This is a genomic window from Candidatus Pedobacter colombiensis, from assembly GCA_029202485.1.
In the GTDB taxonomy this organism is placed as follows: Bacteria; Bacteroidota; Bacteroidia; order Sphingobacteriales; family Sphingobacteriaceae; genus Pedobacter; species Pedobacter colombiensis.
This window is the reverse complement of the sequence record CP119313.1, coordinates 561074-583788: the sequence shown is the minus strand read 5'-3', so window position 1 is coordinate 583788 and position 22715 is coordinate 561074. Positions and strand designations below refer to the sequence as shown.

At 38.3% G+C, this 22715-nt stretch carries 22 protein-coding genes and 2 tRNA genes; 6 read left to right on the top strand and 18 right to left on the bottom strand.

The annotated features are described in order from the left end of the window. Positions 1 to 166: 166 nt before the first annotated feature. The 3 genes from P0Y49_02505 to P0Y49_02495 all read right to left on the bottom strand — a co-directional run bounded on the left by P0Y49_02505 (position 167) and on the right by P0Y49_02495 (position 2658). Positions 167 to 1432, bottom strand: coding sequence for a FecR domain-containing protein (locus P0Y49_02505; protein WEK20023.1), 1266 nt, complete (start codon positions 1430 to 1432; stop codon positions 167 to 169). An 85-nt stretch (positions 1433 to 1517) separates the two neighbouring features. Continuing rightward, on the bottom strand, positions 1518 to 2108 hold the full coding sequence (locus P0Y49_02500; protein ID WEK20022.1) for an RNA polymerase sigma-70 factor: 591 nt from the start codon (positions 2106 to 2108) through the stop codon (positions 1518 to 1520). A 181-nt stretch (positions 2109 to 2289) separates the two neighbouring features. Further along, positions 2290 to 2658, bottom strand: a complete 369-nt coding sequence (locus P0Y49_02495; GenBank protein WEK20021.1) for a hypothetical protein — start codon at positions 2656 to 2658, stop codon at positions 2290 to 2292. 700 nt (positions 2659 to 3358) lie between these two features. On the opposite strand from P0Y49_02495, the gene P0Y49_02490 reads away from it, so the two are divergent. Then, a complete protein-coding gene (locus P0Y49_02490) occupies positions 3359 to 3946 on the top strand; it encodes a HEPN domain-containing protein (GenBank protein ID WEK20020.1) in 588 nt (195 codons plus the stop codon). 63 nt (positions 3947 to 4009) lie between these two features. Here P0Y49_02490 and P0Y49_02485 read toward each other — a convergent pair. The 3 genes from P0Y49_02485 to P0Y49_02475 all read right to left on the bottom strand — a co-directional run bounded on the left by P0Y49_02485 (position 4010) and on the right by P0Y49_02475 (position 6703). Then, positions 4010 to 4082 (bottom strand) — tRNA-Phe (locus tag P0Y49_02485). Between the two features lie 572 nt (positions 4083 to 4654). Next, on the bottom strand, positions 4655 to 5167 hold the full coding sequence (locus P0Y49_02480; GenBank protein ID WEK20019.1) for a hypothetical protein: 513 nt from the start codon (positions 5165 to 5167) through the stop codon (positions 4655 to 4657). A 1463-nt stretch (positions 5168 to 6630) separates the two neighbouring features. Next, positions 6631 to 6703: transfer RNA gene (locus tag P0Y49_02475), tRNA-Phe, on the bottom strand. A gap of 200 nt (positions 6704 to 6903) precedes the next feature. On the opposite strand from P0Y49_02475, the gene P0Y49_02470 reads away from it, so the two are divergent. The 3 genes from P0Y49_02470 (at position 6904) to P0Y49_02460 (ending at position 9859) form a co-directional block, all read left to right on the top strand. Then, positions 6904 to 8199, top strand: coding sequence for a 4Fe-4S dicluster domain-containing protein (locus P0Y49_02470; protein ID WEK20018.1), 1296 nt, complete (start codon positions 6904 to 6906; stop codon positions 8197 to 8199). Positions 8200 to 8265: 66 nt separating this feature from the next. Next, positions 8266 to 9066 (top strand): (Fe-S)-binding protein, encoded by an 801-nt coding sequence (locus P0Y49_02465; GenBank protein WEK20017.1) that lies wholly within the window; start codon positions 8266 to 8268, stop codon positions 9064 to 9066. Then, a complete protein-coding gene (locus P0Y49_02460) occupies positions 9056 to 9859 on the top strand; it encodes an MBL fold metallo-hydrolase (protein WEK20016.1) in 804 nt (267 codons plus the stop codon). Before P0Y49_02465 ends, P0Y49_02460 begins: the two co-directional genes overlap by 11 nt. Here the strand turns inward: P0Y49_02460 and P0Y49_02455 are convergent. After that, positions 9819 to 10307 (bottom strand): hypothetical protein, encoded by a 489-nt coding sequence (locus P0Y49_02455; protein WEK20015.1) that lies wholly within the window; start codon positions 10305 to 10307, stop codon positions 9819 to 9821. The genes P0Y49_02460 and P0Y49_02455 overlap by 41 nt on opposite strands. A 51-nt stretch (positions 10308 to 10358) precedes the next feature. On the opposite strand from P0Y49_02455, the gene P0Y49_02450 reads away from it, so the two are divergent. Next, positions 10359 to 10838 (top strand): ABC transporter ATPase, encoded by a 480-nt coding sequence (locus P0Y49_02450; protein WEK20014.1) that lies wholly within the window; start codon positions 10359 to 10361, stop codon positions 10836 to 10838. Positions 10839 to 10845: 7 nt separating this feature from the next. On the opposite strand, the gene P0Y49_02445 is transcribed toward P0Y49_02450, so the two are convergent. From P0Y49_02445 to mtgA, 8 genes are all read right to left on the bottom strand, one after another. Further along, a complete protein-coding gene (locus tag P0Y49_02445; protein WEK20013.1) occupies positions 10846 to 11688 on the bottom strand; it encodes a cyanophycinase in 843 nt (280 codons plus the stop codon). Between the two features lie 9 nt (positions 11689 to 11697). Further along, complete coding sequence (locus P0Y49_02440) at positions 11698 to 12732, bottom strand: isoaspartyl peptidase/L-asparaginase (GenBank protein WEK20012.1); 1035 nt, start codon at positions 12730 to 12732, stop codon at positions 11698 to 11700. Between the two features lie 14 nt (positions 12733 to 12746). After that, positions 12747 to 13817: a cyanophycinase gene (locus P0Y49_02435; protein WEK20011.1), complete on the bottom strand. Its 1071-nt coding sequence runs from the start codon at positions 13815 to 13817 to the stop codon at positions 12747 to 12749. 2 nt (positions 13818 to 13819) lie between these two features. Then, on the bottom strand, positions 13820 to 15208 hold the full coding sequence (locus tag P0Y49_02430) for a RagB/SusD family nutrient uptake outer membrane protein (protein WEK20010.1): 1389 nt from the start codon (positions 15206 to 15208) through the stop codon (positions 13820 to 13822). An 11-nt stretch (positions 15209 to 15219) separates the two neighbouring features. Next, positions 15220 to 18600 (bottom strand): TonB-dependent receptor, encoded by a 3381-nt coding sequence (locus tag P0Y49_02425; GenBank protein ID WEK20009.1) that lies wholly within the window; start codon positions 18598 to 18600, stop codon positions 15220 to 15222. Between the two features lie 46 nt (positions 18601 to 18646). Then, positions 18647 to 19762, bottom strand: a complete 1116-nt coding sequence (locus P0Y49_02420; GenBank protein ID WEK20008.1) for a DUF4974 domain-containing protein — start codon at positions 19760 to 19762, stop codon at positions 18647 to 18649. A 75-nt stretch (positions 19763 to 19837) separates the two neighbouring features. Next, entirely contained in the window at positions 19838 to 20389 is a 552-nt protein-coding gene (locus P0Y49_02415; protein WEK20007.1) for a sigma-70 family RNA polymerase sigma factor, read from the bottom strand. A gap of 48 nt (positions 20390 to 20437) precedes the next feature. Beyond that, positions 20438 to 21160 carry a monofunctional biosynthetic peptidoglycan transglycosylase gene (gene mtgA, locus P0Y49_02410; GenBank protein WEK20006.1) on the bottom strand — a complete coding sequence of 241 codons (723 nt, stop codon included), beginning with the start codon at positions 21158 to 21160 and terminating at the stop codon, positions 20438 to 20440. Positions 21161 to 21249: 89 nt separating this feature from the next. Here mtgA and P0Y49_02405 point away from each other — a divergent pair, with 89 nt between their 5' ends. Next, positions 21250 to 21540, top strand: a complete 291-nt coding sequence (locus P0Y49_02405; protein WEK20005.1) for a hypothetical protein — start codon at positions 21250 to 21252, stop codon at positions 21538 to 21540. 66 nt (positions 21541 to 21606) lie between these two features. Here P0Y49_02405 and rplI read toward each other — a convergent pair whose 3' ends face one another. From rplI to rpsF, 3 genes are read right to left on the bottom strand one after another with little or no spacing between them, the layout of a single operon-like run. Next, complete coding sequence (gene rplI, locus P0Y49_02400; protein WEK20004.1) at positions 21607 to 22050, bottom strand: 50S ribosomal protein L9; 444 nt, start codon at positions 22048 to 22050, stop codon at positions 21607 to 21609. Positions 22051 to 22060: 10 nt separating this feature from the next. Continuing rightward, positions 22061 to 22324, bottom strand: coding sequence for a 30S ribosomal protein S18 (rpsR, locus tag P0Y49_02395; protein WEK20003.1), 264 nt, complete (start codon positions 22322 to 22324; stop codon positions 22061 to 22063). After that, the gene (rpsF, locus tag P0Y49_02390; GenBank protein ID WEK20002.1) at positions 22324 to 22686 is read right to left on the bottom strand and encodes a 30S ribosomal protein S6; all 363 of its coding nucleotides are present in this window, start codon (positions 22684 to 22686) and stop codon (positions 22324 to 22326) included. Before rpsF ends, rpsR begins: the two co-directional genes overlap by 1 nt. Positions 22687 to 22715: the final 29 nt, after the last annotated feature.

Below are 22715 nucleotides of genomic sequence, written 5' to 3'. Positions count from 1 at the left end.
TCGGGAATGGGTTAACTCAAGATAATGCTGGGTAGTGCGTCGAACCACTACTCAGTTTTTTCTGTCTCCCCAGAAATCTTTCGATCTCTTATTCTTTTTGTAGTAAAAATCTAGTCATTTAGTTTAGTGTTTAATTAGGTTTGTGTTGATCTATTTATTGGGTGCTTTAATGTTTTATTACAATAATTTTACGACAATCTATTTTAAATCTGGCTGCTCCTGTTTGCGTGATTGCATTCAATATTCCTGCAATATTTCCATAACGTGATACAGAGCCATCCAATAGTTTACGCCTTAAGCTTTCATCTTCGTACTCCACCTCTACATTATACCAGCGCGAAATTTGGCGCATCACAGTTTCCATATTAGCATTATTAAAAGTAAACAGACCATTTTTCCATGCAATTGCATCGGCAATATTGACTTCTTTTACTTTCATTTGATTATATCCACTTACAGTTGACTGTTCCCCAGGCTTAAGAACAATAACGGATTCAACCTCACTACCAACTCTCCCCTTGGGTATCCCTCCTGATTCATGAGGGGACTTAACTGTTCTAACTTTTACTGAGCCCTCTAATAGCGTTGTCATCACCCCTCCCTCATCCTGATAGGCGTTTATATTAAAATGCGTGCCCAACACCTCTATTTCCTGCTTATCTGTGGTAACAATGAAAGGATGTTTTTTATCTTTAGCTACCTCAAAGTATGCCTCGCCACTAAGAGCAACCTTACGAACAGCACCACGCTCATTAAGCGCCATACTATAAGATATACTCGAAGCAGCATTGAGCCATACTTTTGTTCCATCGGGTAGTGTAATTTGATATTTTCCTCCTTTCGGGGTTGCTAATGTTATATTCTTATCTCCTCCTGGCTCAGCAGGAGTATCCTTTATTGGGAGCTGCTTACCAGAGGTTAAAACTGCTGTACCGTCATCATAACTCAATTTATCTAAGTCAATCACTACCCCATTTTTCGCATCACTTAAGGCTATCTTTTTGCCATTGGCAAGTGTTAGCGTTGCCGCATTTTTACCTGCAACGATATCAAGGCTATCAGACAGTTTATCATCTGATAAGTTATGATGTGCATAAAACACTGCCCCAAGCCCTACAACTAAAATAATTGATACTGCTACTGCAACTTTCCTCCATAATTGCAAACGTTTCGCTTCTTGTGGCACCTCTGATATTTTAACAATCTTTAAGTCGTTAACTAGTCGTGAGTACAACTTTTCAGTATATGCTGCTGAAATTGGAAAATCTGTTGGAAGTGAATTCCAATCATTATCCAATACTTCATGCATTTCCTCAGTTATACCATTTTGACGGATATAAGCTAAAAGCTGATCATATTCGTCTTTGCTGATCTGATGATCTGCATAAAGCTGCAATAGATACTGAAAATGCTTAACGTTTGTGGTTTCCATATTGCTTATTGTATTCCATCAGTAATGCTGATTTACTTGTAATACACCGCAAAATGAAACAGGGAGTAGTGAGATATGAAAATAATTAATGTTTATACAAATAAAACATAAAAAACCAAAGTAAACCATAAGCATCAAAATGGATGCGTAACGATTTTAAAGCTTCTGCACTGTGCTTTTTTACGGTTTCTTTAGAGATTTGAAGTTCATCTGCAATTTCCTTGTGAGATAAGCCCTCATACCTACTCATTCTAAAAACCAATTGCTGCTGTTTGGGTAATTGCTGTAATGCTTTTTCTGTAAACACTTCTAGCTCTGCTAAATTCAGCGCATCTTCAGTGCTATGACTAATGTCCAGATAATTAGCCCATAAGGCATCGGCTGCTGCTTTTAACCTGGCTGCTTCGCGAATTCTGTTCAAACACAATCTTTTGCAAATCGTGTACAACAATGATCCTATTGGATATTGAATATCAATATTTTGCCTATTACTCCAAAAGCTAAGTAAAGTATCATGAACAACCTCTTCAGCCTGCTCCCTACAATTCAGGTATCGTAAGCTAAAATGAAACAACTTTTTATGCCAGCTATCAAACACTTGTTTAAAAGCGGCTTGACTATCCTGTTTTAACAAGGTAGTTAATTCTTGATCAGTATGTATTTTATAAGCATTCATGTATCCCATTTTTTATTAATAAATAATTAAAAACTTGCAACCCATAAAAGCAATCCCGGATGAATATCAACAATAAATTAATTAGTTACCAATAAAAAGTAGAAATTGATAATTTTTAATTATTTATTGGGTAACACAATATCTAACGCTTATTAAACGCTCTACTGAAAACCAGTTAAGCTTATTTATTTTTAAGACGTGTCTCCAATTCCTCAATATATTTACGTTGCGTCATCAACAACTCTTCCTTATTATCAATCACCTGCTTTTGCAATTCGATTTTATCTGTAAGCAAACGCAGAGAATCTTCCTGTACTTTTTTTTCAGCTTCTAAAAGTGCTTTTAATGGTTCGAGTGTGTGATAATACTCCAAGAGGTTTTCTTGTAGTAGTCCTGATAGCTTAATTAACCTAGAAGGATATATATCGTCAAGCTTCAGCACTTTGTCAAAAGCCGATTCAGATAGACCGATATAAGCGGCAGCATCTTTATTTAAAATGTTTTTACTTCTAAGCCTTAACCTCAGATACTCACCTATTGAATCACTCATATACAAATTTTCTTAAAGCTTATGAATAATACACATAGTTAAGGCTCCAAAATTAGGGTGTTTATCTATCAATATTTGGAAGTTGTCGATTTAATAATTACATTCGCTTATGATTAAAAGTATGACAAGCAGTTAGATAAGGTTAATGTCTAGTTAATTTTTTTTAAGAGTCTTGCGGCAAACTTTCTGAAGCCGTTAACGCAAGACAGCAGTTAACCCATAATCTATGTGTAGATATGCTATATTTGTATATCGAGATAGATTTGGGGTCTGCTGTAATTCCGTGTTAACGTAAGGCTTCAGAAACTTTAATTGCCACGGTTGGCAGATCCCAAATGTATCAATCTCCAGCACCCAAGACTCATTTAAACTGTCACCAATTAAATGAGATCAATATGGAACTACAAATTTTATCACAAAAAGAAGATCATGCGATTTACTTTAGAGAGTTTATCCATCAGCTTGTCCAAAAGTTCAAGCCTCTTCAAATCTTTAGCTTTTTTAAAAACAGTTACACCCAAGGTGATCAGGGCTGTTTTAAAGAAAAAGCCGCAACCTTTCATTGTAATTATTGCTTGCTGCTAATTACTGATAGTAACACACGAATTGAACATGAGATACAGGATTTTACAAATGGAAATTACAAACAGGTACAATTACAATCCTCAGTCACGGGAAAGAAACCATTGAGGAAGCTATTATGGCTAATAATCGCTTTTTTATTACGGTTTGCAGCACGGCTACATTAATTTATAGCCATAATGGAATGACAACTTTTGATTTCCCCAATCGTTTTATTCCAACTGAGGCAGCTATAAAAGCAAGAGCACATTTCAACCACAGAATGATATTAGCAGATGGTTTCTTAACCGGAGCACACGAGTGCATCATTACTGAACAGCATAATGTATGTGTATTTATGCTGCATCAAGTTGTAGAACAAACCTGTATTGCGCTGATCAGGGTGCATCTGGCCTATAGATCAGATATTCATAATTTACACCGCCTTTTAAGGCTGTGCTGCTGCTTTTCTGATGCCCCCATTAAAATGTTCCTATCTGGCAGCCCTGATGACGAAAGGCTTTTTGAAATATTACTTAAAAGTTATTCGGCAGCGAGATACAAAGATACTTTTAACGTTTCCGAAGATGACTCTTGGCTTTTATATAATAAGGTTACAGAGTTTGTAGCACTTGCCAAAGTAATGTGTGAAGAGAATATAGCACAATTAGCGCAACAGGCCATGCGATATAATGAATTTGTTAACCCAGCCAGTGTCTCCAATTAGCAAGACAGTCATAATCCATTAAAAAAGGCCTTTTTCTTATGAAAGAAGGCCTTTTTTCGGAAGTGGTATGGGCCGGGATCGAACCGGCGACACATGGATTTTCAGTCCATTGCTCTACCGACTGAGCTACCGTACCATCTTATTTAAACATGATTTCGTAATCATGTTCCCCTCGGTTGGGATTGCAAATGTAATACCTTTTCTGTTAACAACATATGCTAACGAGCGAAATAATCTTTAATCGCTCGTTCTCACATAATTAATTTTTAAAAACACTACACTTCACTGCTCAAAAGGTTAAAGTCTTTCATCATTCCAGAAATTACTTTTTCATGAATTTGGAGCTCAACAGCTAACTGCTCCCACTGTGTCGATTCCTAAAAAAGCTATACACCGAAACCCATCTGCTTAGTATAAAAGTCCAACTATAGTCCAAGTATACAGCAACAAAATTCTAACTTTTAATGGCAAAACATGGAATCTTACTACTGTTCCAATTCTTTCAATTTGAAATTTTCTAAAACGTTATCCAAACCTTTTCTTATTTCAGATAAAAGATCACACTACAGTGCGGAAAATATTTATAATGAAGGGTATGGGAATGATGACTAGTAAAAACAGCTAACAAACCACTAACTTAAAAGATTATTGAACTCGAAAAGTACACTTCGCCCAAAAAGATTGCAAAACCTGTGTTGTGTGCTCTTATTAATAAGCTCCTGTAAGTCTCACTCCTTCATCAGCTGAAGAACTTCCGTCAATAATCAATTTCACATTAGATCCATCAACGTTGCAAGAATAAATATGGGCTTTGCCTTTGTTGTCATATACTTGAAAAATTAATAATAATCCGTCGGGGCTTAATTCAACATTGTCACCAAGAGTTAAGTTAGTTGGAAGTGAAATATTAATTTTTTTCTGGTTGGTTCCGTCGTAGTTTGCTGACCAAAATTCATTGGATGATGAATTTGAGGGTCTTTTTGTGTATATTATTTTGTTTAATCGTGATGAATTACTTGTAGAGCTTACAGATAGTGTTCCGTCGCTTGTTACGCTAAGTCCATTACCAACTATAATACCACCCAATTTTGAAGTTGATGCAGGAGAAAGGGTGTAAATGTTTGATTGTGCACTTACCTCTTTTTTACAGCTTATTTGGAATAAAAGCATGGAAACAGAAAATAATAATAATACGGCAGAGCTTAATAACAGTTTTTTCATTTAAATATTTTTTTGCCTACTCTTTCAATATGCAGTTTTCGGCTACGCTGGTGTGTCCCGTTAGGGGGCGGAATGTCGGATTTATTTGCTTGTCGAGACCGTTCATTCAATGCTGTGTCCGCTAATAGCACACAACTCCCAAATATATAAATGTATGTTGAATTTTAAAAGTGTAGAATACTGCATGTGAATTCTATCAATTAGGTATTTATGTTTTGTTGTGATGCGTTTACGAGTAGAATTTCAGGTAAAGCATACTCACAAAGCGCAAGTTTGTTACTACATATTTTAGCTAGTATTACTATTTTATTGATGATAATCGGGACTACAATGATAAGTGGTTGGATGGCAATGATTTCTCTTCACTTTTTAGTTTACATAAAAAAACAGTAAATGCTTAGGTAAACGAATAGCAAAAAAGAAATGTATAAATTTATATATCTGAAACAGTAGTTATTGAAAAACTAGAACCAGAGATGGTGAGGATTTTATCTAAAACTTTTAATGCGGCTAGGCAAATGTGTTTGGAATAATAATAGCACTAATGTGTTAAGTTAAAAAAAATCAGTCATTAATCAAATTACTGTATCAGCTACAAAATAGCCGTGTAAAAGGACTAAATATATAAAAGTTGCAGGGCTTATTTCATACGATATAATTAAAAAATTTGCACAAATTCGGAGTGTATATTTTGAAAAAAGTGAGATATTTCATTCATTTATATCATAGCATTTGCAGCTATTCTCTATTAAAAAAAAGGTGCGTTATTCGGGGAGTCGAATTTCAAAACCATCCATATACTGCCTAATCGCTAATTTTTGTATTAGGTTCGAATCCCAGCGGGGATCACAGAGAATAGTAACGAAACCACATAAAACCATGCAAATAAAATGATTGGGTGATTTTTCTGTTTTTAGCCCGAACCCCAAAATATGCATTAAATCGGATCAATGCCATAAATTCTTAAAGGAAACGAAGCATAAGCTTCCAAACACTGCTTTCTTTTAATTTTGATTACCACTTTATCTTTTCACATTCTATTTCAGCAATCTGCTCACCCTCAGTAGGAAGATATGGCATGTATTTAGTAGCAAACAATATTGGGTGATTGCATTGAGTTAATACATATACTATCCTCTATTTATATTTAAACTGCTATTATACTGCTATTATACTAGTAAAGCAGTAGCATACCAGTATAATAGCAGTACAAGACCAGTAGGAGACCAGTATATATTATACACCAATACAGTTCACTTGACACTCCCGTTTAATGGTGTTCGTTTGAGTATTGCTTTTCCTTTTTGAATGATAAATATAGGCGCAACCACAGGAAACTGTATATTTAAAATCAAAAAAACATATTCTCTCCCCAGCATTTGGCATTGATCCCCTATAGTTAACGCCACGCCCGGCGCACGCAAAAAAGGCCCAATTTCGTGTGAAATTGAGCCTTTTTGCAGTGGTATGGGCCGGGATCGAACCGGCGACACATGGATTTTCAGTCCATTGCTCTACCGACTGAGCTACCGTACCATCTTATTTAAACATGATTTCATAATCATGTCCCCCTCGGTTGGGAGTGCAAATGTAGTGTCTTTTTTTGAAAAGCAAAATCTTTTTTAAAAATAATACGATTTTATTTAAATCTGATCTAAATTTTCAACTTTATGCATGCATAATAATCTGTTTTAAACGAAATACTTTAACTTAGCCTCACGATAAGAGATATTCAAATGGTGTCACAAATCCTATTCATAGCCATCACACTGGCTGCAATAGCCCTATTTAGCTATAACGTAAAGAAAGTTATCCGCAACATTCGCTTCGGAAGAGCCGTAGACCGGTCAGACCAACCTCAAAAAAGGCTAATGACCATGCTCAAAGTTGCATTCGGACAAACGAAAATGTTTTTCCGTCCCATTCCGGCCTTCCTACACCTCATTGTATATGCAGGCTTCGTAATCATCAATCTCGAAGTATTAGAGATCATGATCGACGGAATCTTTGGTACACACCGTGTATTTGGAGGCTTGGGTATCTTTTATGATGTCCTTATAGGCTCATTTGAATTTCTTGCCTTAGGCGTATGGCTAGCCTGTGCCATCTTCTTAATCAGAAGAAACATCATCAAACTAAAAAGATTTAGTGGCGTTGAAATGAAAAGCTGGCCAAGATCAGATGCCAACTATATCCTGATCTCTGAAATCTTATTGATGACGGCCTTCTTGTTCTTGAATGCAGCAGACTCCAAATTGCAGGCTATGGGCGCAAGTCATTACATTATTGCCGGTGCATTTCCGGTAAGCCAATTTCTGCATAATCTTTTACCAAATACAGAAGCTGGCCTGATTGTAATAGAAAGGACCTGCTGGTGGTTCCATATTGTAGGCATATTTGCTTTCTTAAATTACCTACCCTACTCTAAGCATTTCCACATCATATTTGCCTTTCCAAATACTTATTTCTCTAACCTGGAACCAAAAGGTGAGTTTACAAATATGCAAAGTGTAACCAATGAAGTAAAAGCGATGCTAGATCCTTCATTTACACCTCCCGAAGCCGCGCCAGGTCGCTTCGGAGCAAAAGATGTAAACGATTTAACCTGGGTTAATCTCATGAACGCCTATACCTGTACAGAGTGTGGAAGATGTACTTCCGTTTGTCCGGCCAATATTACCGGAAAACTATTGTCACCACGTAAAATCATGATGGATACCCGCGATAGAATGGAAGAAGTGGGCAGAAGTCTGGACAAAGGTGGCAAGGGGCTTGACGATGGTAAATCTTTAATTGACGATTATATCAGCAGAGAAGAAATATGGGCTTGTACCAGCTGCAATGCCTGCACACAAGCTTGTCCAATCAATATCGACCCTCTGGCTATTATTACCGACTTGAGAAGATACGCAGTAATGGAAGAATCACAATCTCCTGCAAGTATCAATGCTATGTTGGGTAACATTGAAAATAACGGAGCACCATGGAAATATTCTCCAGCCGACAGATTTAATTGGGCTAAGGAGGATTAGGGAACCAAGAGCAAGGAACCAAGAGCAAAGATTAAAGATTTAAAGAAATAGCTTAAAAATCAATATATGAGCGCACAACTAAATTTTGAAGTGCCGACAATGGCAGAAATGATAGCCAAAGGCGAAGAACCTGAAATTTTATTTTGGGTAGGCTGCGCTGGTAGCTATGATGAAAGAGCACAAAAAACCACACGTGACATCTGCAAAATATTACATCATGTTGGTTTAAAATATGCTGTACTTGGTACAGAAGAAAGCTGTACTGGTGATCCGGCCAAGCGAGCAGGAAATGAATTCCTGTTTCAAATGCAGGCTATGACCAACATAGAAGTACTCAATGGCTACAACATCAAAAAAATCGTTACTGGTTGTCCACACTGTTTCAACACCATAAAAAATGAATATCCGGGATTAGGTGGCAATTACGATGTAATACACCACACCCAACTCATACAGCAACTTATTGACGAGGGCAAGCTTAAAGCTGAGGGCGGAGAGAGTTTTAAAGGTAAAAAGATTACTTATCATGACCCATGTTACTTAGGCCGTGGAAACGATGTATATGAAGCTCCAAGAAAAGCGTTAGAAGCACTGGATGCACAGCTCGTAGAAATGAAACGCTGTAAAACCAACGGACTATGCTGCGGGGCTGGTGGTGCACAGATGTTTAAAGAACCTGAAAAAGGAAACAAAGACATCAACATTGAAAGAATTGAAGAAGCCCTTGAAACCCAACCACAGGTGATTGCTGCATCATGCCCTTTTTGCATGACCATGCTTAGCGATGGGGTAAAGATGAAAGATCAGGATCAGAATGTAAAGGTTTTAGACATTGCTGAAATCACAGCCAGAGCCAATGGATTGTAATCATCTTTTTATAGCCTCCTTAAACTCCGGCAGCAACGGAAATTGCTACTATGTTGGCAACAGCAAAGAAGCTATACTTGTTGATGCCGGGATATCGTGCAGGGAGACAGAGAAAAGAATGCTAAGACTAGGCCTTTCCATGCAAAAGGTAAAGGCCATATTTATTTCACACGAACACACAGACCACATTAAAGGCCTGGCTAACCTCGCTGCGAAATATAATTTACCCATCTATATCAATCCTGGCACTTTAGCAGGCTGCAGGTTTAACCTCAGGGAAGACTTAATCAGGCAGTTACACTACGACACTCAGGTACAAATAGGCGGCCTTCAGGTTACGGGGTTTCCTAAAATACATGATGCTTCGGAACCTTACAGCTTTGTCATTACCTGTGGTAAAACCAAAGTTGGCGTATTTACTGATATAGGAGCAACCTGCGAACAGCTCACCTACCACTTTCAACAATGCCATGCCGCATTTCTAGAAGCCAATTACGATGATGAACTGCTGCAAAAAAGTGCCTACCCGTACTTTTTAAAAAAACGCATCAGCGGAGGAAGAGGTCACCTGTCCAACAAGCAGGCACTGGAACTCTTTACAAGCCATAAACCGGCGTTCATGACACACCTGCTATTGGCTCACCTTTCTAAAGACAACAATTGTCCGGAACTGGTGTCCGATTTATTTACACAGCATGCAAATGGTACAGAAATTATTGTAGCCTCCAGATATGAAGAAACAAAGGTTTACACTATTTTTGAGCCAGAGCCTGCAGTTGTGCATTCATCTTAACCAGGCGCTCCGAAAGATCTAAAAGATCCTGGGGTTCTACATTTTTTAAGGGAATAACCATGTAGGTTGCCATGCTATCCACATCCCCCTCCTTTTTATCATTGTAAGTTTGTACGATTACGTTTTCACCTTTAGTGCGCAAATAAAGCTGCCCATTCTTATCAGTTCCATAATAGTCCAGATCCTTAAATTTAACCAGGTTGAAGGAAAAATATTCGACCTTACCACTTAAATAATAACGCTTGTACCTACAAAACCCTGTGTTGGTAACATTTAATTCATAACGTTTAATCTGCTCCCCGCTATGCTCATTATCATGATGCTCCGAGAGCTTCTTCTGGATATAAACCAGCTCTTCATCCAGAACAGTATGTGCAGTAAAAGCCATTAATATTAGGCTCAGCGATAGAATGAGGGACATTTTTAAGCTTAATGTAAACTTATTCATCACGTTAATATTTTAGCTCCAACAAATTAAATAATTTATTAAATTTGGACTATGAGTTTTTCTCCACAATCTAAAGTTTGGATCTACCAAAGTAACCGTGCATTTACAAATGACGAGGTATCCGCTATACAGCAAAAGCTGGATGACTTTACTTCGCAATGGAAAGCCCATGGTCATCAGCTAAAAGCGGCTGCGCAAATTCTACATCAGTTTTTTATTGTTTTTATTGTCGACGAGGCTTCAGCTGGGGTTACCGGATGTTCTATAGATGCTTCAGTAAGAATAATTAAAGAGATTGAACAAACTTATAATGTTGACCTGTTCGACAGGTTTAACATTGCCTATAAAATAGATAACAAGGTTATTGTAACCAATAAAGAAGATTTTGAGACACTGGTAAACATTAAAACTGTTGGACCAAAAACCATCGTCTTCAATAACCTTGTACAAACTTTAGAAGAGTTTGACAACAAATGGGAAACTCCTTTTGAGCAAAGCTGGCACAGCAAAGTTTTCGCACATTTGCTGTAACCAACCTTTATTTTAAGCTAAATTGATCTCCTTCTGTATATAAACTAAAGCGAAGATCGTCCATTTTAATCAATTGCTTTCCATTCGTTTTCAGGTTAACAGGATCTGAAATTTTCAATACCTGGCTTACTCCTGCAATGGTTACCTTTTTACCGTGTACAATAATAGCTGTCCCCTCATCAATTCCTATGCATTGATATCCGGGATAAGCATTAAGTGCAGAAATCAATCGGTTAAACCTGCTCCGTTTCAAAAAGTGTTGATCAATAATCACAGAATCCAGCAAGCCCATCCCCTCTTCAAACTCTATATTTTTTGTCCACAACTTATTAAATGTCTCTTTATAAGCTGTATCTAACAACTGCTTCCCTGTTATCATATGTTTGCTCATTACAGCAGCGCCGGCGCTGGTGCCAGCGATTGTAGCACCATTTCTATATGCTTTATGGATAGCAGCATAAACCGGAGTATTTAAAACAGCCTTCATAAACCGAGTCTGATCTCCACCGGTAATGAATATCAATTTAGCCCTTGTTAAAGAATCCAGCCATTTTTGATTATTAACTGTTGAAGCATCAAAATTCAAATACCCCACAGTATTCTTCGAAGCCGCATTGAGTTGTTTTTTAATGGCCTCATAAGAAGCCTCCGGCTCGCCACTCGACATAGGCAGAACAATAATATAATCCTTTGCACCCATGCCAGCAGTTTTAATAAGCGACTGGATCAATGCCGGTGATCGATCTCCACCCCCAATAATAAACAAACTCCCTTTTTGTGCCATTGCAGGAATAGCGACAGCAAACACCAGGGCAAAAAACAAAATCTTAACACCAACTTTATTTGACATCTTACCAGGCTATTTATAAATTAACACCTCAATTTTACCATCTGCTGTAACTGTGCCTCTGTACATACCCTCTGTATTAAAAGGCATAGCAACATGACCATTTTTATCCAGCGCAATTAAGCCACCATCGCCCCCCATTTTACCTACTTTATCTAGAACAGCTTTTGAAGCATCTGCAACAGACATCTTCTTATATTCCATCATCGCTGAGATATCGTGTGCCACTACATTGCGGATATAAAACTCACCCCAGCCGGTACAAGAAATACCTGCAGTCTGATTGTTGGCATAAGTTCCGGCTCCAATGATTGGCGAGTCACCTACCCTTCCATATTTTTTATTCGTCATACCACCAGTTGAAGTTCCGGCAGCCAGATTGCCAGCTTTATCGAGGGCCACAGCACCAACAGTACCGAACTTATAATCCCTATTGATGGTACCCAATTTCATCGACTTCTTATTGCCGTGGTCCAATACAGCCTTAGTAGAATCTTCTTTAATCGCTTTCTGTAATCCTTCCCATCGCTCCTTAGTGTAGAAATAAGACGGGTCAACAATCGTTAAGCCTGCTTGCTTTGCAAAAGCTTCTGCCCCGGGACCAACCATCATCACATGTTCAGACTTTTCCATTACCGACCTTGCAGCAGAGATAGGATTTTTAATAGTAGTCACCCCGGCAACAGCCCCAGCCATAAGGGTTTTACCATCCATGATAGAAGCATCCATTTCATTTCTGCCATCATGAGTAAAAACAGCACCTTTACCTGCATTAAATAAGGGCGAATCTTCCATGATGTGGATAGTAGCTTCAACTGCATCTAAACTGGTTTTCCCTGCCTTTAAAGCATTGTATCCTGTTTGCAAAGCCAATGTTAAAGCCGTACGATAAGCGGCCTCCTTTTCTGCACTCATGTTTGCTCGGGTAATCGTCCCCGCACCACCATGAATAACCAAAATATACTTTTCTTCTTTCTTTTGCGCATTTACTGTTGTTACAGATAAACAAAGCAGCAAAGCGACTATAGCTTTCAAATTCTTTTTCATATTATAAACATCAATTATTGGAGCACTTTCATCAGCTGTCCATTATCCACACTCCACCAGTACCAACTGCCACCAGCAGCATCCGCTACATTAAAATTAGCCAAATTAAAATTACCATTACCAAGCTCAGACGCTTGAATTTCATATACAGGTATTGCTTTGTTATCCCGTTTCCAAATTACAGGCTTACCGGATACAAATTGTTCGGGCAACTTAGTCTCAACCGGAAGTATAAAATAGGCCTTACTTCTCCCCATCACTACTGCTTTTCCGTCTTTGTCTATACAAACCGCAGTTTTCTCATCCGCTGCAATTCCTTTGGCCAGCACATTCCAGTCTTTATAAATCCGGCCGAGAAATGCAACGCTTCTACCTTCCCGATTACGGGTCAGATAATGCTGATCAGTAATCACATTTTGCAAATACGGGGCATGTAAAAAATCATTGTTATAGAGATTAATGTTATTTCCATAGGGATTTGCCAAAGCTTCATCAGAAACAACACTTCCGTTTTCGCCGCTAAAGTAAAAACCACCAAGTATAGCACAACCGGCGCTGGTTCCCCCCAAAGGAGCTTTCTTTTCATTCAAAAGATAATTCAAAGCTGCTTCCGTCTTAGTTCCCTTCCAGTATTTCATGTAGTCTGATTGATCCCCACCTGCAATAAATACCATTTCCGCATTACGTATGATGTAGGCTACGACATCATCATTTGCCAATTCTCTACTGTTGATTAATAGCGTTTCAACAGAATTTACATTACCCAGCCCCTTGATATAAGGGTTGTAAGCATCGGTTCCACTTGCGCGAAGAACCACTACATCACCTCCACCACTCCTTTCAATCATCCACTTAAATGCTTCATCAACGTCAGTTCCGCCACCCATCAGCACCATCCCTCCTTTAACCGGTGTAACTACATTCGCCGTATCCCCGACAATACCAATAGAACCTGGACGATTGGGATTAGGCCCTCCGGTTACAGGAGGCTTAACTGGGCCTTCCGGACCACTGGTACCTGATTTACCACATCCGACAGTGGCAATAAAAAAAGTAAATATGATGGTGAAAACGGTGTACTTCATAACTAATAATGTGGATTCTGAATTGCATTTTTATTTACAGACATTTCCGTTGCCGGAATAGGCAAAGCATACTGTGCTTGCGAAGGCGTCAAAGTAAGTGCACTACCTGCACCAGCAGCATCTGCGGCTAATCTTACGATGTCCATTTTCCTTCTTCTTAAATCGAAGAAACGATGCCCCTCCAATGCCAGTTCTTTAAACCTTTCATCGTAAACTGCAGTGATTAACGCAGACTTATTAGCAAAATTAGCATTAACGTAACCGTCAATTCGGGCTCCACGTAAGGCATTAATATCAGCAGCAGCATCGCCAGTCGACTCTGCCCTTGCTTCTGCCCTAATCAGGTACATTTCTCCAACTCTAAACTGTTTCACATCTGCCAAACCGGGTGCTGTTGAGGTACCTCCAATATATTTATTAACCAAATATTTAGATTTTGTCCCTGTACGGGTAGCATCAAATTTAACATAGGCTGGGTAGCGAATATCGTTTGCCTGATCAAATGCAGCAATTAACTTAAATGAAGGCGCATACAAAACATAACTACCTGATTGTCGGAAAAAGAAATCTCCGGTTCTGGAATCTCCAACAACACGTTTCAATTTCCAAATCACCTCACTATCATTAGCGTCCGTCCATAACCCAGGAAACTGAACTTTAGTAGCAAGCGGAACTGCATTAATTACTTCTGTAGCATAAGCTGCAGCATCGCCCCAGTTTTTTTCATATAAAGCTACACGAGCCTGAATGGCAGAAATAGCCAACCTTGTCATTCTGGTCTTATCTGTAAAAGTAACTGGGATTAAAGCTTTTGCAGCAATAAGATCAGCTTTAGCCTTTGCGATCACCACCTCAAAATTATCCCTTGCAGGGTAAATAATTGCAGATTTTTCCATGTAGGTTACACCCAATGCGCCATTTTCATAAGCTGCAGCATAGGCCCTTAACAATTCAAAATGCAAGTATGCACGTAAACCAAGCAATTCACCACGATAACGATCCGCAAGCACAATATCAGTACCTGTAAAAACCAACTTATCCATAGCTTCCAAAACTCTATTCACCCGATCAATCGCCTGATAATTGGTGTAATAAAGTCCAGTTACAGATCCATTTGATCCTGTGTACAGCCACCTAAAGGCATCAGAATTACCTACAGTGTTTTCTGCAGGGTAGGTTGCCTCATCCGAAACAATTGCACTATAGCTTAGTGTCGAATAATCTATCGGCGCATAAGCACCAATAACGCCCAGGTTAATATCCGTAATATTTCTAAACGCATACTCTGGGAGTATCATATCAGTCGGTTTGAAATCTAATTTGGTACAAGATGTCGTAAATATCACCATTACAAAAAGCATGGCAGATTTTTGATATATTTTATTAATCATGGCGGTCATTATTAAAAGTTAACATTAAAACCGAAGGTATAAGTTCTGGTATTGGGATATTGGAACCTTCCATACACTGAATTATTTTCAGGATCCAAACCTCTCCAACTTGTCCAGGTATATAAATTTTCGCCCTGAACAAAAACCTTAAAGCCCTTGATGAACTTAGTTTTATCTAAAATGCTTTTTGGAAGCGAGTAGCCCAGGACTACGTTTCTTAACCTTAAATAAGAAGCATCTTGAATATCCTTAGAAGTAAAGTTTCTAGGAATATCATATCGTTGAAGGATCGCCTGATCGCCCGAATCTCCCGGCTTTTTCCAGCGGTTCTCTAACATCCTAACCGACTGATTACTGGTTGCATAACGTTGATTTTCATTATAAAGATCCTCATTGTTCCAACGCATCACATTCGATACAAAAGAGAACAATGCCGATGCACTGAACCCTTTATAACTTAAAGAAGTATTAAAGCCACCCGTAAAAGTTGGAAAGAAGCTTCCCGACTTAGTTGTACTTTGCGTATTTACATTATAATCTGTAGTAATTGTTCCATCAAGATTATAATACTGTGCTTCTCCGGTTTGCGGCTTCACCCCCGCCCATTCTGGCGCATAGTAAGTACCATAAGGCAAGCCTACCTTTATAATCCGAGTATCCCCATCTGGAAAATTATCGACAACATCGCTTACACGCAGGATCTTATTTTTATTGTATCCCGCATTTGCACCAATAGTCCAGGTAAAATCTTTCGTTTTAACAACATCGCCACTAATGTCGAATTCAACACCCCTATTCCGCATTTCTCCCGAGCTTAATGGCAATATTTCAAAACCGGCTACAGCTGATGGTGGCTGATTGATAAACATGTTGTAGGTAGTTTTATTGTAGTAATCAGCACTTAAACGTAACCTGTTGGTACTAAACAAATTTAAATCGAAACCAGTATTAAATGTTTTCACATATTCCCAGTCGTAGTCTATATTTCCCGCTAGCCCAGCACGTATCCCGGTATTACCACCATAAGTTGTATTACCGTAAGAAGCCTGGTAATTAAAACTTCCTTTAAAAGGACTAGCTGTTGTACCATAACTTGCTCTAACCCTTAAATCCGAAACCATCTCTACGTCTTTTAAAAAATCTTCTCGTTTAGCATTCCAGTTGGCGCCAATAGAATAAAATCCTTTCCAATGATTTTTGGGCACCACCGTAGTAGAGCCATCGTAACGATAACTTCCCGTAAGTGTATATTTACTATCAAAAGTATATCGGGCAACTCCCATAAATGAAATTAATGCATTTCTGTCCTTGCTCCCACCTAATGAAGGCAAAAAGACAGTACTAACATTCACACCGGCAGGGGTCTCAGGCAAACGCCCATCAATACCAAACCCAGTATAACCGAAAGATTTATAATTGTTGTATAAATATTCGTAAAAACCAGAAACCTCTAAATCATGAACGCTATTGAATGTTTTGGCATAGGTTAAACCTGTTGTGGTCACGATATTAAAATTCCTGCGGCTGGTTTCATCCAATCGCCCCTTTCCACCAAGGGTATTGCTGTTAGATCTCGAACCATAATAAGAATCCGGATTAATAAAGGCTTCGTCAGATGAGTTTCTATAATCAATCCCCAACCTTGTCGTTGCCTTTAAGGAAGCTAAAATCTGATAAGCAAAAGACATCCCAACAATAGATTTAAACTGATCAGTTTTATTACTCGAGTTTAACAACCTTTCTAAGGCCAGCGTACCTTCACGTTGATCCAATATGTTGTATTTAGCTTGTCCACTGATTCCCGGATGTACCAATGTACCATCAGAAGCATAAGGATATTCATAGGGCAATGCATAATATACAGCCGACATTGGTGTTCCTGCACTGGTACTACCGTCTCCATCTATAAAACTAGATTGAGAATAACCTAAAGATAGATTTACGCTTCCACTAAATTTATCATCATGAAAATCTAAATTGCTTCTCAAAGCATAACGCTCCAAACCAGTACGCTTTGCAACTCCATCCTGCTTGTAATAATTTAGAGAGTTGTAAAAACGGATCTTATCATTTCCACCGCTCACACTTACCTGCTGTTCCTGAAATTTCCCCTTTCTAAAAAATATATCACGCCAGTCTGTATTGATATGTCTTAAACTATCCAGTACAAAATCCGCGCGTGCACGCGTTGCCGCCGTCCCCGCTGCATAACTAGGATTATTTGGAGAATAAGTCCATCCCGGACCAATATTTCGGCCTATTTGCATTCCAATTTCTTCCTCAAAGCGCAAACGTTGATCGGTATTCATCATCACAAAATTAGGTCTGCTCAGGTTAGAAAAACCATATTGCGAAACATAGTTTATCGCAACTTTACCCGCTTTACCCTTTTTAGTTGTATAGACAATTACACCATTTGATCCTCTCGAACCATATAGCGCAGTAGCAGAAGCGTCTTTTAAAACTGTAGCCGACTCAATATCCTCTGGATTAATCGTTTGGAAATATCCAGCCTCAATTGGCACACCATCCAAAATCATCAGTGGGCTTTGAGAACCATTAATACTACTAAGCCCCCTTATAACAATTGCTGCGCTTTGGCCAGGCTGTCCAGATGATGAAATCACACTCATTCCTGGTACCCGTCCCTGTAAAATCTGATCTAAGGTTAGCCCAGGAACCTGATTGATCTTGTCTGCCGTAACCAATGTAGTGGCACTGGCAGATTGATCCTTTTTATAATTGGTGTAACCTGTTACTACTACCTCTTGAAGTCCGCGGCTATCCGCTTTTAGCGTAACATTAATTACAGTTTTATTCCCAACAGTAACAACTTGCTTTAAAAAACCTACGGATGAAAACTCAAGACTTGCAGTTGCATCAGGAACCCTGATGGTAAATGCACCATTGCCATCCGTTGCAGTGGCAACCGATAAACCGGAAACCTTCACAGAAACACCTGGCAAATTCATTCCATCCTCATCAGTTACCTTTCCTTTCACTATAATATCTCTTCTTTCCTGCATAGCAGAAGGATATATAATCACCAGATTACTTTCTTTTAATGTATAAGTAAGTACCGTCTCTTTCAGTAAAGACCGCATAGTTTCATCAAGTGAAGCATCATTCACATTTAGTGTGATCCTTTTGTCATTTGACAAGGTATTATGACTGTACACAAATCGGTATTCCGTTTGTTTTTCAATCTCTTTAAGCAGGCTTTTGATACTAGCCTGGCTCGCATTAATGCTTATTTTTTGCTGTGCAAAGCTCCCAGCAGATACCTGCATACACATCATAAGCACAATAAAACCAGTAAGCTTAATTCTTAAGAGTAAGTCACTGGTTATCGAACACTTACCCAAATGTTCTAGAAGTAGAGTTTTTCTCATATTGTTTGGTTTAAGGCGGTTTATAGTTGTTTAGTTTAATTGATCTTTATTTACTGATAATGATCTTATCCTGTTCCATTTTGAAAGTAAATGGATAAGATAACTGGAGCGCCTCTAATGTTTTCATTAAGGTCTCATTTTCAAAAATGCCCGAATAGCGATAATCCTTTACTTTGTCATCCGTAATCAGAATTTCAATACCATACCAATTCTGAAGTTTGCTAACAATGACAGATAATGGCTGGTTATCAATATCCAGACGGGTCTTAACCCATTTCAATTCAACAGGCGGCTGGTCAGGGCGCCTATTTTTAAGAGATGAAACGACAAAATGTGATTTAGGGTTATTGTCAGCAACCAGATCCGTTACCTTGGTACTGATTAGCTTCTGATTGGGTTTTAGTATCACAGAATATCCCGCATATTGCTTTGAGTTAACCTGTACACTTCCTTTAATCAATGAAGTTTCCATAGCCGGAGACCCCGGGTATGCTTTTACATTAAAAGTTGTACCCAATACCCTTACTTCATCAAAAGGAGTATGTACCGTAAATGGCCTTGAAGCATCATGCTTCACATCGAAAAAGGCTTCGCCATTAAGCCAAAGTTCTCGCTTATCTGTATTAAATCGCTTTAGTACCTTAATAGAGCTCTCTCTTGCCAGTGTAATTATAGTCCCGTCTTCCAACACCACAGTTTTCCTTGCTGCACCACCCGAATTAACAACCAGCATAGCTTGTTGTTCTGTATCTATTGGTAAACGTGGAATAGAAGATTGGTTGCGGATAAAGTAAAATGAAATCAAAATGGCTACGGCAGCAGCAACGCCACCGATATATTTATAAAGTTTTGTTCGCTTAGGCTTAACAACGCTCAAATCATTACCTGAAGCATTATCAAACGATAAATTACGCTGGAATACCTCATGTTGTTTAATCCCGGACCGCAACTGTTTTAGCTGTTCAATGCGACTGCCCTGATTTAAGCTTAACAAACAAACTATTTTTTTTGCATATTCAATATCTTCCAAACGCCCCGGATGTTGGGCAATCCATTCATTCCAGGAAAGTTGTTCAGCCAAACTAGCTCCAAGACAATATTGCTGAAAAGACTCGCTGCAAACTAAGTCTTCAACCAAAAAATTCTCATTAGGAAACTGCATAATAGTGGTTTTTATTATACAGACAGAAAAAGCACAAGCTTTTCCTAAGGAAATAACAATTATTTTATATTAATTTTATTTTAACAGCCTTTTTAGTGTTTTAATTGCATCGTAAATGGTATTATATGCTGTTTTTACCGTTTGAGAAGTCCTTTCTGCGATTTGTTCGTAAGTTAAACCCTCAAAAAACTTTAGTTGGATCAATTCCATTTGTCTAGGTGTAAGTTGTTTAATGGCTAGCCTCAGTTTACCTTTCAATTCATCATCCTGTTGTAGTCTGATCATGATTTCTTCATAAGATAGTTCAGCCCATTCTTCTTCAGCCCCCATCTTATTCATCGCTGTATTCATCTTATCAACATAAGCCAACTGATCCAGGATACACCTTTTTAAAGCAGTCATAAGGTAAGATTTTACATGATCAACGGGGGTTAAACGCGCTCTTTTATCCCATAAATTTAGAAAGATCTGATTTACGCAGTCCTTTACCAACTCATCATCAGCACTAATCTTCAATCCGAAACGGATGAGGTGGAAGTACATATTATTGTACAGTTCAAACAACGCCTGCTTATCTCCAAGGCGCATTTGTTCCCAATAATAGCTATCATCTTCCTCAATCAGCATAATCAGCGCTGAATATATGAATTATTTTAAGGGAACTTATACTCAGTATTAAAAATCTAACGGCCCCAATCTCTTCATGTTTTTCATAATCAGATACTGGCGGTGTTTGATGTAGCGTGTTGGATTTCTTGGCGTCCATCTTCTTGGATTTGGGAAACAAGCAGCAATCAAAGCAGCCTGAGAACGACTCAATTTGGAACACGATTTACCAAAATAAGCTTGTGAGGCCGCTTCGGCACCATAAATACCATCCCCCATCTCAATTACATTCAGGTAAACCTCAAGTATCCGTTCCTTACTCCATAACATTTCTATCAGGAGGGTAAAATAAGCTTCAAAACCTTTTCTAACCCAGGAACGTCCAGGCCATAAAAACACATTCTTTGCCGTTTGTTGTGAAATAGTACTACCACCTTTTACTTTTTCGCCCTTTTTATTCGTCTTAAAAGCCTGCTCTATTGCCTTAACATCAAAACCAATATGCTTTAAAAACAGCTGATCTTCTGCCGAGACAGCGGCACGCTTCATGTTATCGGATATATCATCAAAATCTACCCATTTCTTCTCCATTTTTGATGGTTTTCCTTCGCTCTTGCGTTCTATATTCCGCAATACCATCAATAAGGTGATAGGTGGATTAACGAATCGGTAAATTAACACCCACAATACACTAACCAATAAAAACCAAAGGAAAAGCCTGGTCGCTATCGAAGATATTTTTTTTGTAAATGATTGTTTTGATTTACTGTTCGAACGTTTCTTTTGTGCCATCAGTCAAAGATAATAAAAACATTAATTTCAACTTACAACCAATTCTATCAAATGAAAGAATTAAATAAATTACTTAAATTTACTGCATCATGAAATTTACAGCATCCAGACTATCAGAAGGCAACAAGGTATTTCCAACGGAAATTCACCTGGAAGAAAACAGTATAGAAATCAAATCACCAGGCTTATTTAGCGGAGATTCGAAATATCTGAACTATGAAGACATTACTTCTATTGAAGTAGATTCACCTATGATTGGCTTCTCTACTTTAAGGTTATTTTTAACCGGAAATAAAATTGAGGTCAGTGGCTTTTCTAAAAGTGACATCAAACAAATCCGTCAGATCATTGAGGAAGCCAAAAACAGAAGGAGAAAATAAAATTAAAAGCGCATAAAAAAAGCTTCCTGAAATTCAGGAAGCTTTTTTTATATCGAATAAGTAAGATTACTCAGCTACAACTTCGAAAGAAACTTTAACTTTCACTTCTTTGTGTAAGTTTAAGTTGGCAACATATTCACCAACAAATTTAGGTTCAGTTTCGAAAGTAATACGGCGACGATCAACATCAAAACCTTTTTGTTTCAATGCGTCAGCAATCATAATGGTATTTACAGCACCAAAAATCTTACCTGTTTCACCAGCTTTAGCACCGATAGACAATTTAACATCAGCTAAACGCTCAGCAATGCCTTCAGCATCTTTCTTAATTTTATCTTGTTTAAAAGCAGCTTGCTTTAAGTTTTCCGCTAATATTTTTTTAGCTGAAGGAGTAGCCAAAGCACCAAATCCTTGAGGGATTAAGTAATTACGACCATATCCTGGCTTTACATTAACGATATCATCTTTCTCCCCTAGGGATTTGATATCTTGTTTTAAAATGATTTCCATCTCTCAGCTCCTATTTTAATTGGTCAGCAACAAAAGGTAACAAACCAATGTGACGTGCACGTTTTACCGCTTGAGCCACTTTACGTTGAAATTTCAATGAAGTACCGGTTAAACGGCGAGGTAATAATTTACCTTGATCATTGATGAATTTTAACAAGAAGTTTGCGTCTTTGTAATCAATATATTTAATCCCGTTTTTTCTGAAACGGCAATATTTTTTTCTGTTATCGTCCACTTTTGGAGCAGTAACATATTGTATTTGATCTTTAGCCATTATCCTGCAACCTCCTCTTTCTTAGGTTTTTTGTTAAAAGCACCACTGCGTTTCTTCTCATTATAAGCAACCGCATGACGGTCTAATCTAATGGTAAGGAAACGTAGCACACGCTCATCACGCTTAAGCTCCAATTCCAATTTACTAATTAATTCACCAGAAGATTTGTACTCTGTAAGGTGGAAGAATCCGCTTGCTTTTTTCTCAATCGGATACGCTAATTTTCTCAAACCCCAATTGTCCTCTTGAACAATTTCGGCTCCGCTGTCAGCGATGATTTTGCTGAATTTGGCAATTGCCTCTTTCGCAACTTCTTCTGACAACAACGGGGTTAGAACGATAACAGTTTCGTACTGATTCATTGTTATTTTGTTTATTTTTTAATTAATCC

Bases quoted from the DNA above. Each gene is read 5' to 3' on its own strand.
- P0Y49_02460 (WEK20016.1), top strand. From the start codon at position 9,056: ATGGATTGTAATCATCTTTTTATAGCCTCCTTAAACTCCGGCAGCAAC.
- rpsR (WEK20003.1), bottom strand. From the start codon at position 22,324: ATGGCTAAAGATCAAATACAATATGTTACTGCTCCAAAAGTGGACGAT.
- mtgA (WEK20006.1), bottom strand. From the start codon at position 21,160: ATGGCACAAAAGAAACGTTCGAACAGTAAATCAAAACAATCATTTACA.
- rplI (WEK20004.1), bottom strand. From the start codon at position 22,050: ATGGAAATCATTTTAAAACAAGATATCAAATCCCTAGGGGAGAAAGAT.
- P0Y49_02495 (WEK20021.1), bottom strand. From the start codon at position 2,658: ATGAGTGATTCAATAGGTGAGTATCTGAGGTTAAGGCTTAGAAGTAAA.
- P0Y49_02480 (WEK20019.1), bottom strand. From the start codon at position 5,167: ATGAAAAAACTGTTATTAAGCTCTGCCGTATTATTATTATTTTCTGTT.
- P0Y49_02445 (WEK20013.1), bottom strand. From the start codon at position 11,688: ATGTCAAATAAAGTTGGTGTTAAGATTTTGTTTTTTGCCCTGGTGTTT.
- P0Y49_02440 (WEK20012.1), bottom strand. From the start codon at position 12,732: ATGAAAAAGAATTTGAAAGCTATAGTCGCTTTGCTGCTTTGTTTATCT.
- rpsF (WEK20002.1), bottom strand. From the start codon at position 22,686: ATGAATCAGTACGAAACTGTTATCGTTCTAACCCCGTTGTTGTCAGAA.
- P0Y49_02455 (WEK20015.1), bottom strand. From the start codon at position 10,307: ATGAATAAGTTTACATTAAGCTTAAAAATGTCCCTCATTCTATCGCTG.
- P0Y49_02490 (WEK20020.1), top strand. From the start codon at position 3,359: ATGGCTAATAATCGCTTTTTTATTACGGTTTGCAGCACGGCTACATTA.
- P0Y49_02435 (WEK20011.1), bottom strand. From the start codon at position 13,817: ATGAAGTACACCGTTTTCACCATCATATTTACTTTTTTTATTGCCACT.
- P0Y49_02420 (WEK20008.1), bottom strand. From the start codon at position 19,762: ATGCAGTTTCCTAATGAGAATTTTTTGGTTGAAGACTTAGTTTGCAGC.
- P0Y49_02470 (WEK20018.1), top strand. From the start codon at position 6,904: ATGGTGTCACAAATCCTATTCATAGCCATCACACTGGCTGCAATAGCC.
- P0Y49_02505 (WEK20023.1), bottom strand. From the start codon at position 1,432: ATGGAAACCACAAACGTTAAGCATTTTCAGTATCTATTGCAGCTTTAT.
- P0Y49_02500 (WEK20022.1), bottom strand. From the start codon at position 2,108: ATGAATGCTTATAAAATACATACTGATCAAGAATTAACTACCTTGTTA.
- P0Y49_02405 (WEK20005.1), top strand. From the start codon at position 21,250: ATGAAATTTACAGCATCCAGACTATCAGAAGGCAACAAGGTATTTCCA.
- P0Y49_02425 (WEK20009.1), bottom strand. From the start codon at position 18,600: ATGAGAAAAACTCTACTTCTAGAACATTTGGGTAAGTGTTCGATAACC.
- P0Y49_02465 (WEK20017.1), top strand. From the start codon at position 8,266: ATGAGCGCACAACTAAATTTTGAAGTGCCGACAATGGCAGAAATGATA.
- P0Y49_02450 (WEK20014.1), top strand. From the start codon at position 10,359: ATGAGTTTTTCTCCACAATCTAAAGTTTGGATCTACCAAAGTAACCGT.
- P0Y49_02415 (WEK20007.1), bottom strand. From the start codon at position 20,389: ATGCTGATTGAGGAAGATGATAGCTATTATTGGGAACAAATGCGCCTT.
- P0Y49_02430 (WEK20010.1), bottom strand. From the start codon at position 15,208: ATGATTAATAAAATATATCAAAAATCTGCCATGCTTTTTGTAATGGTG.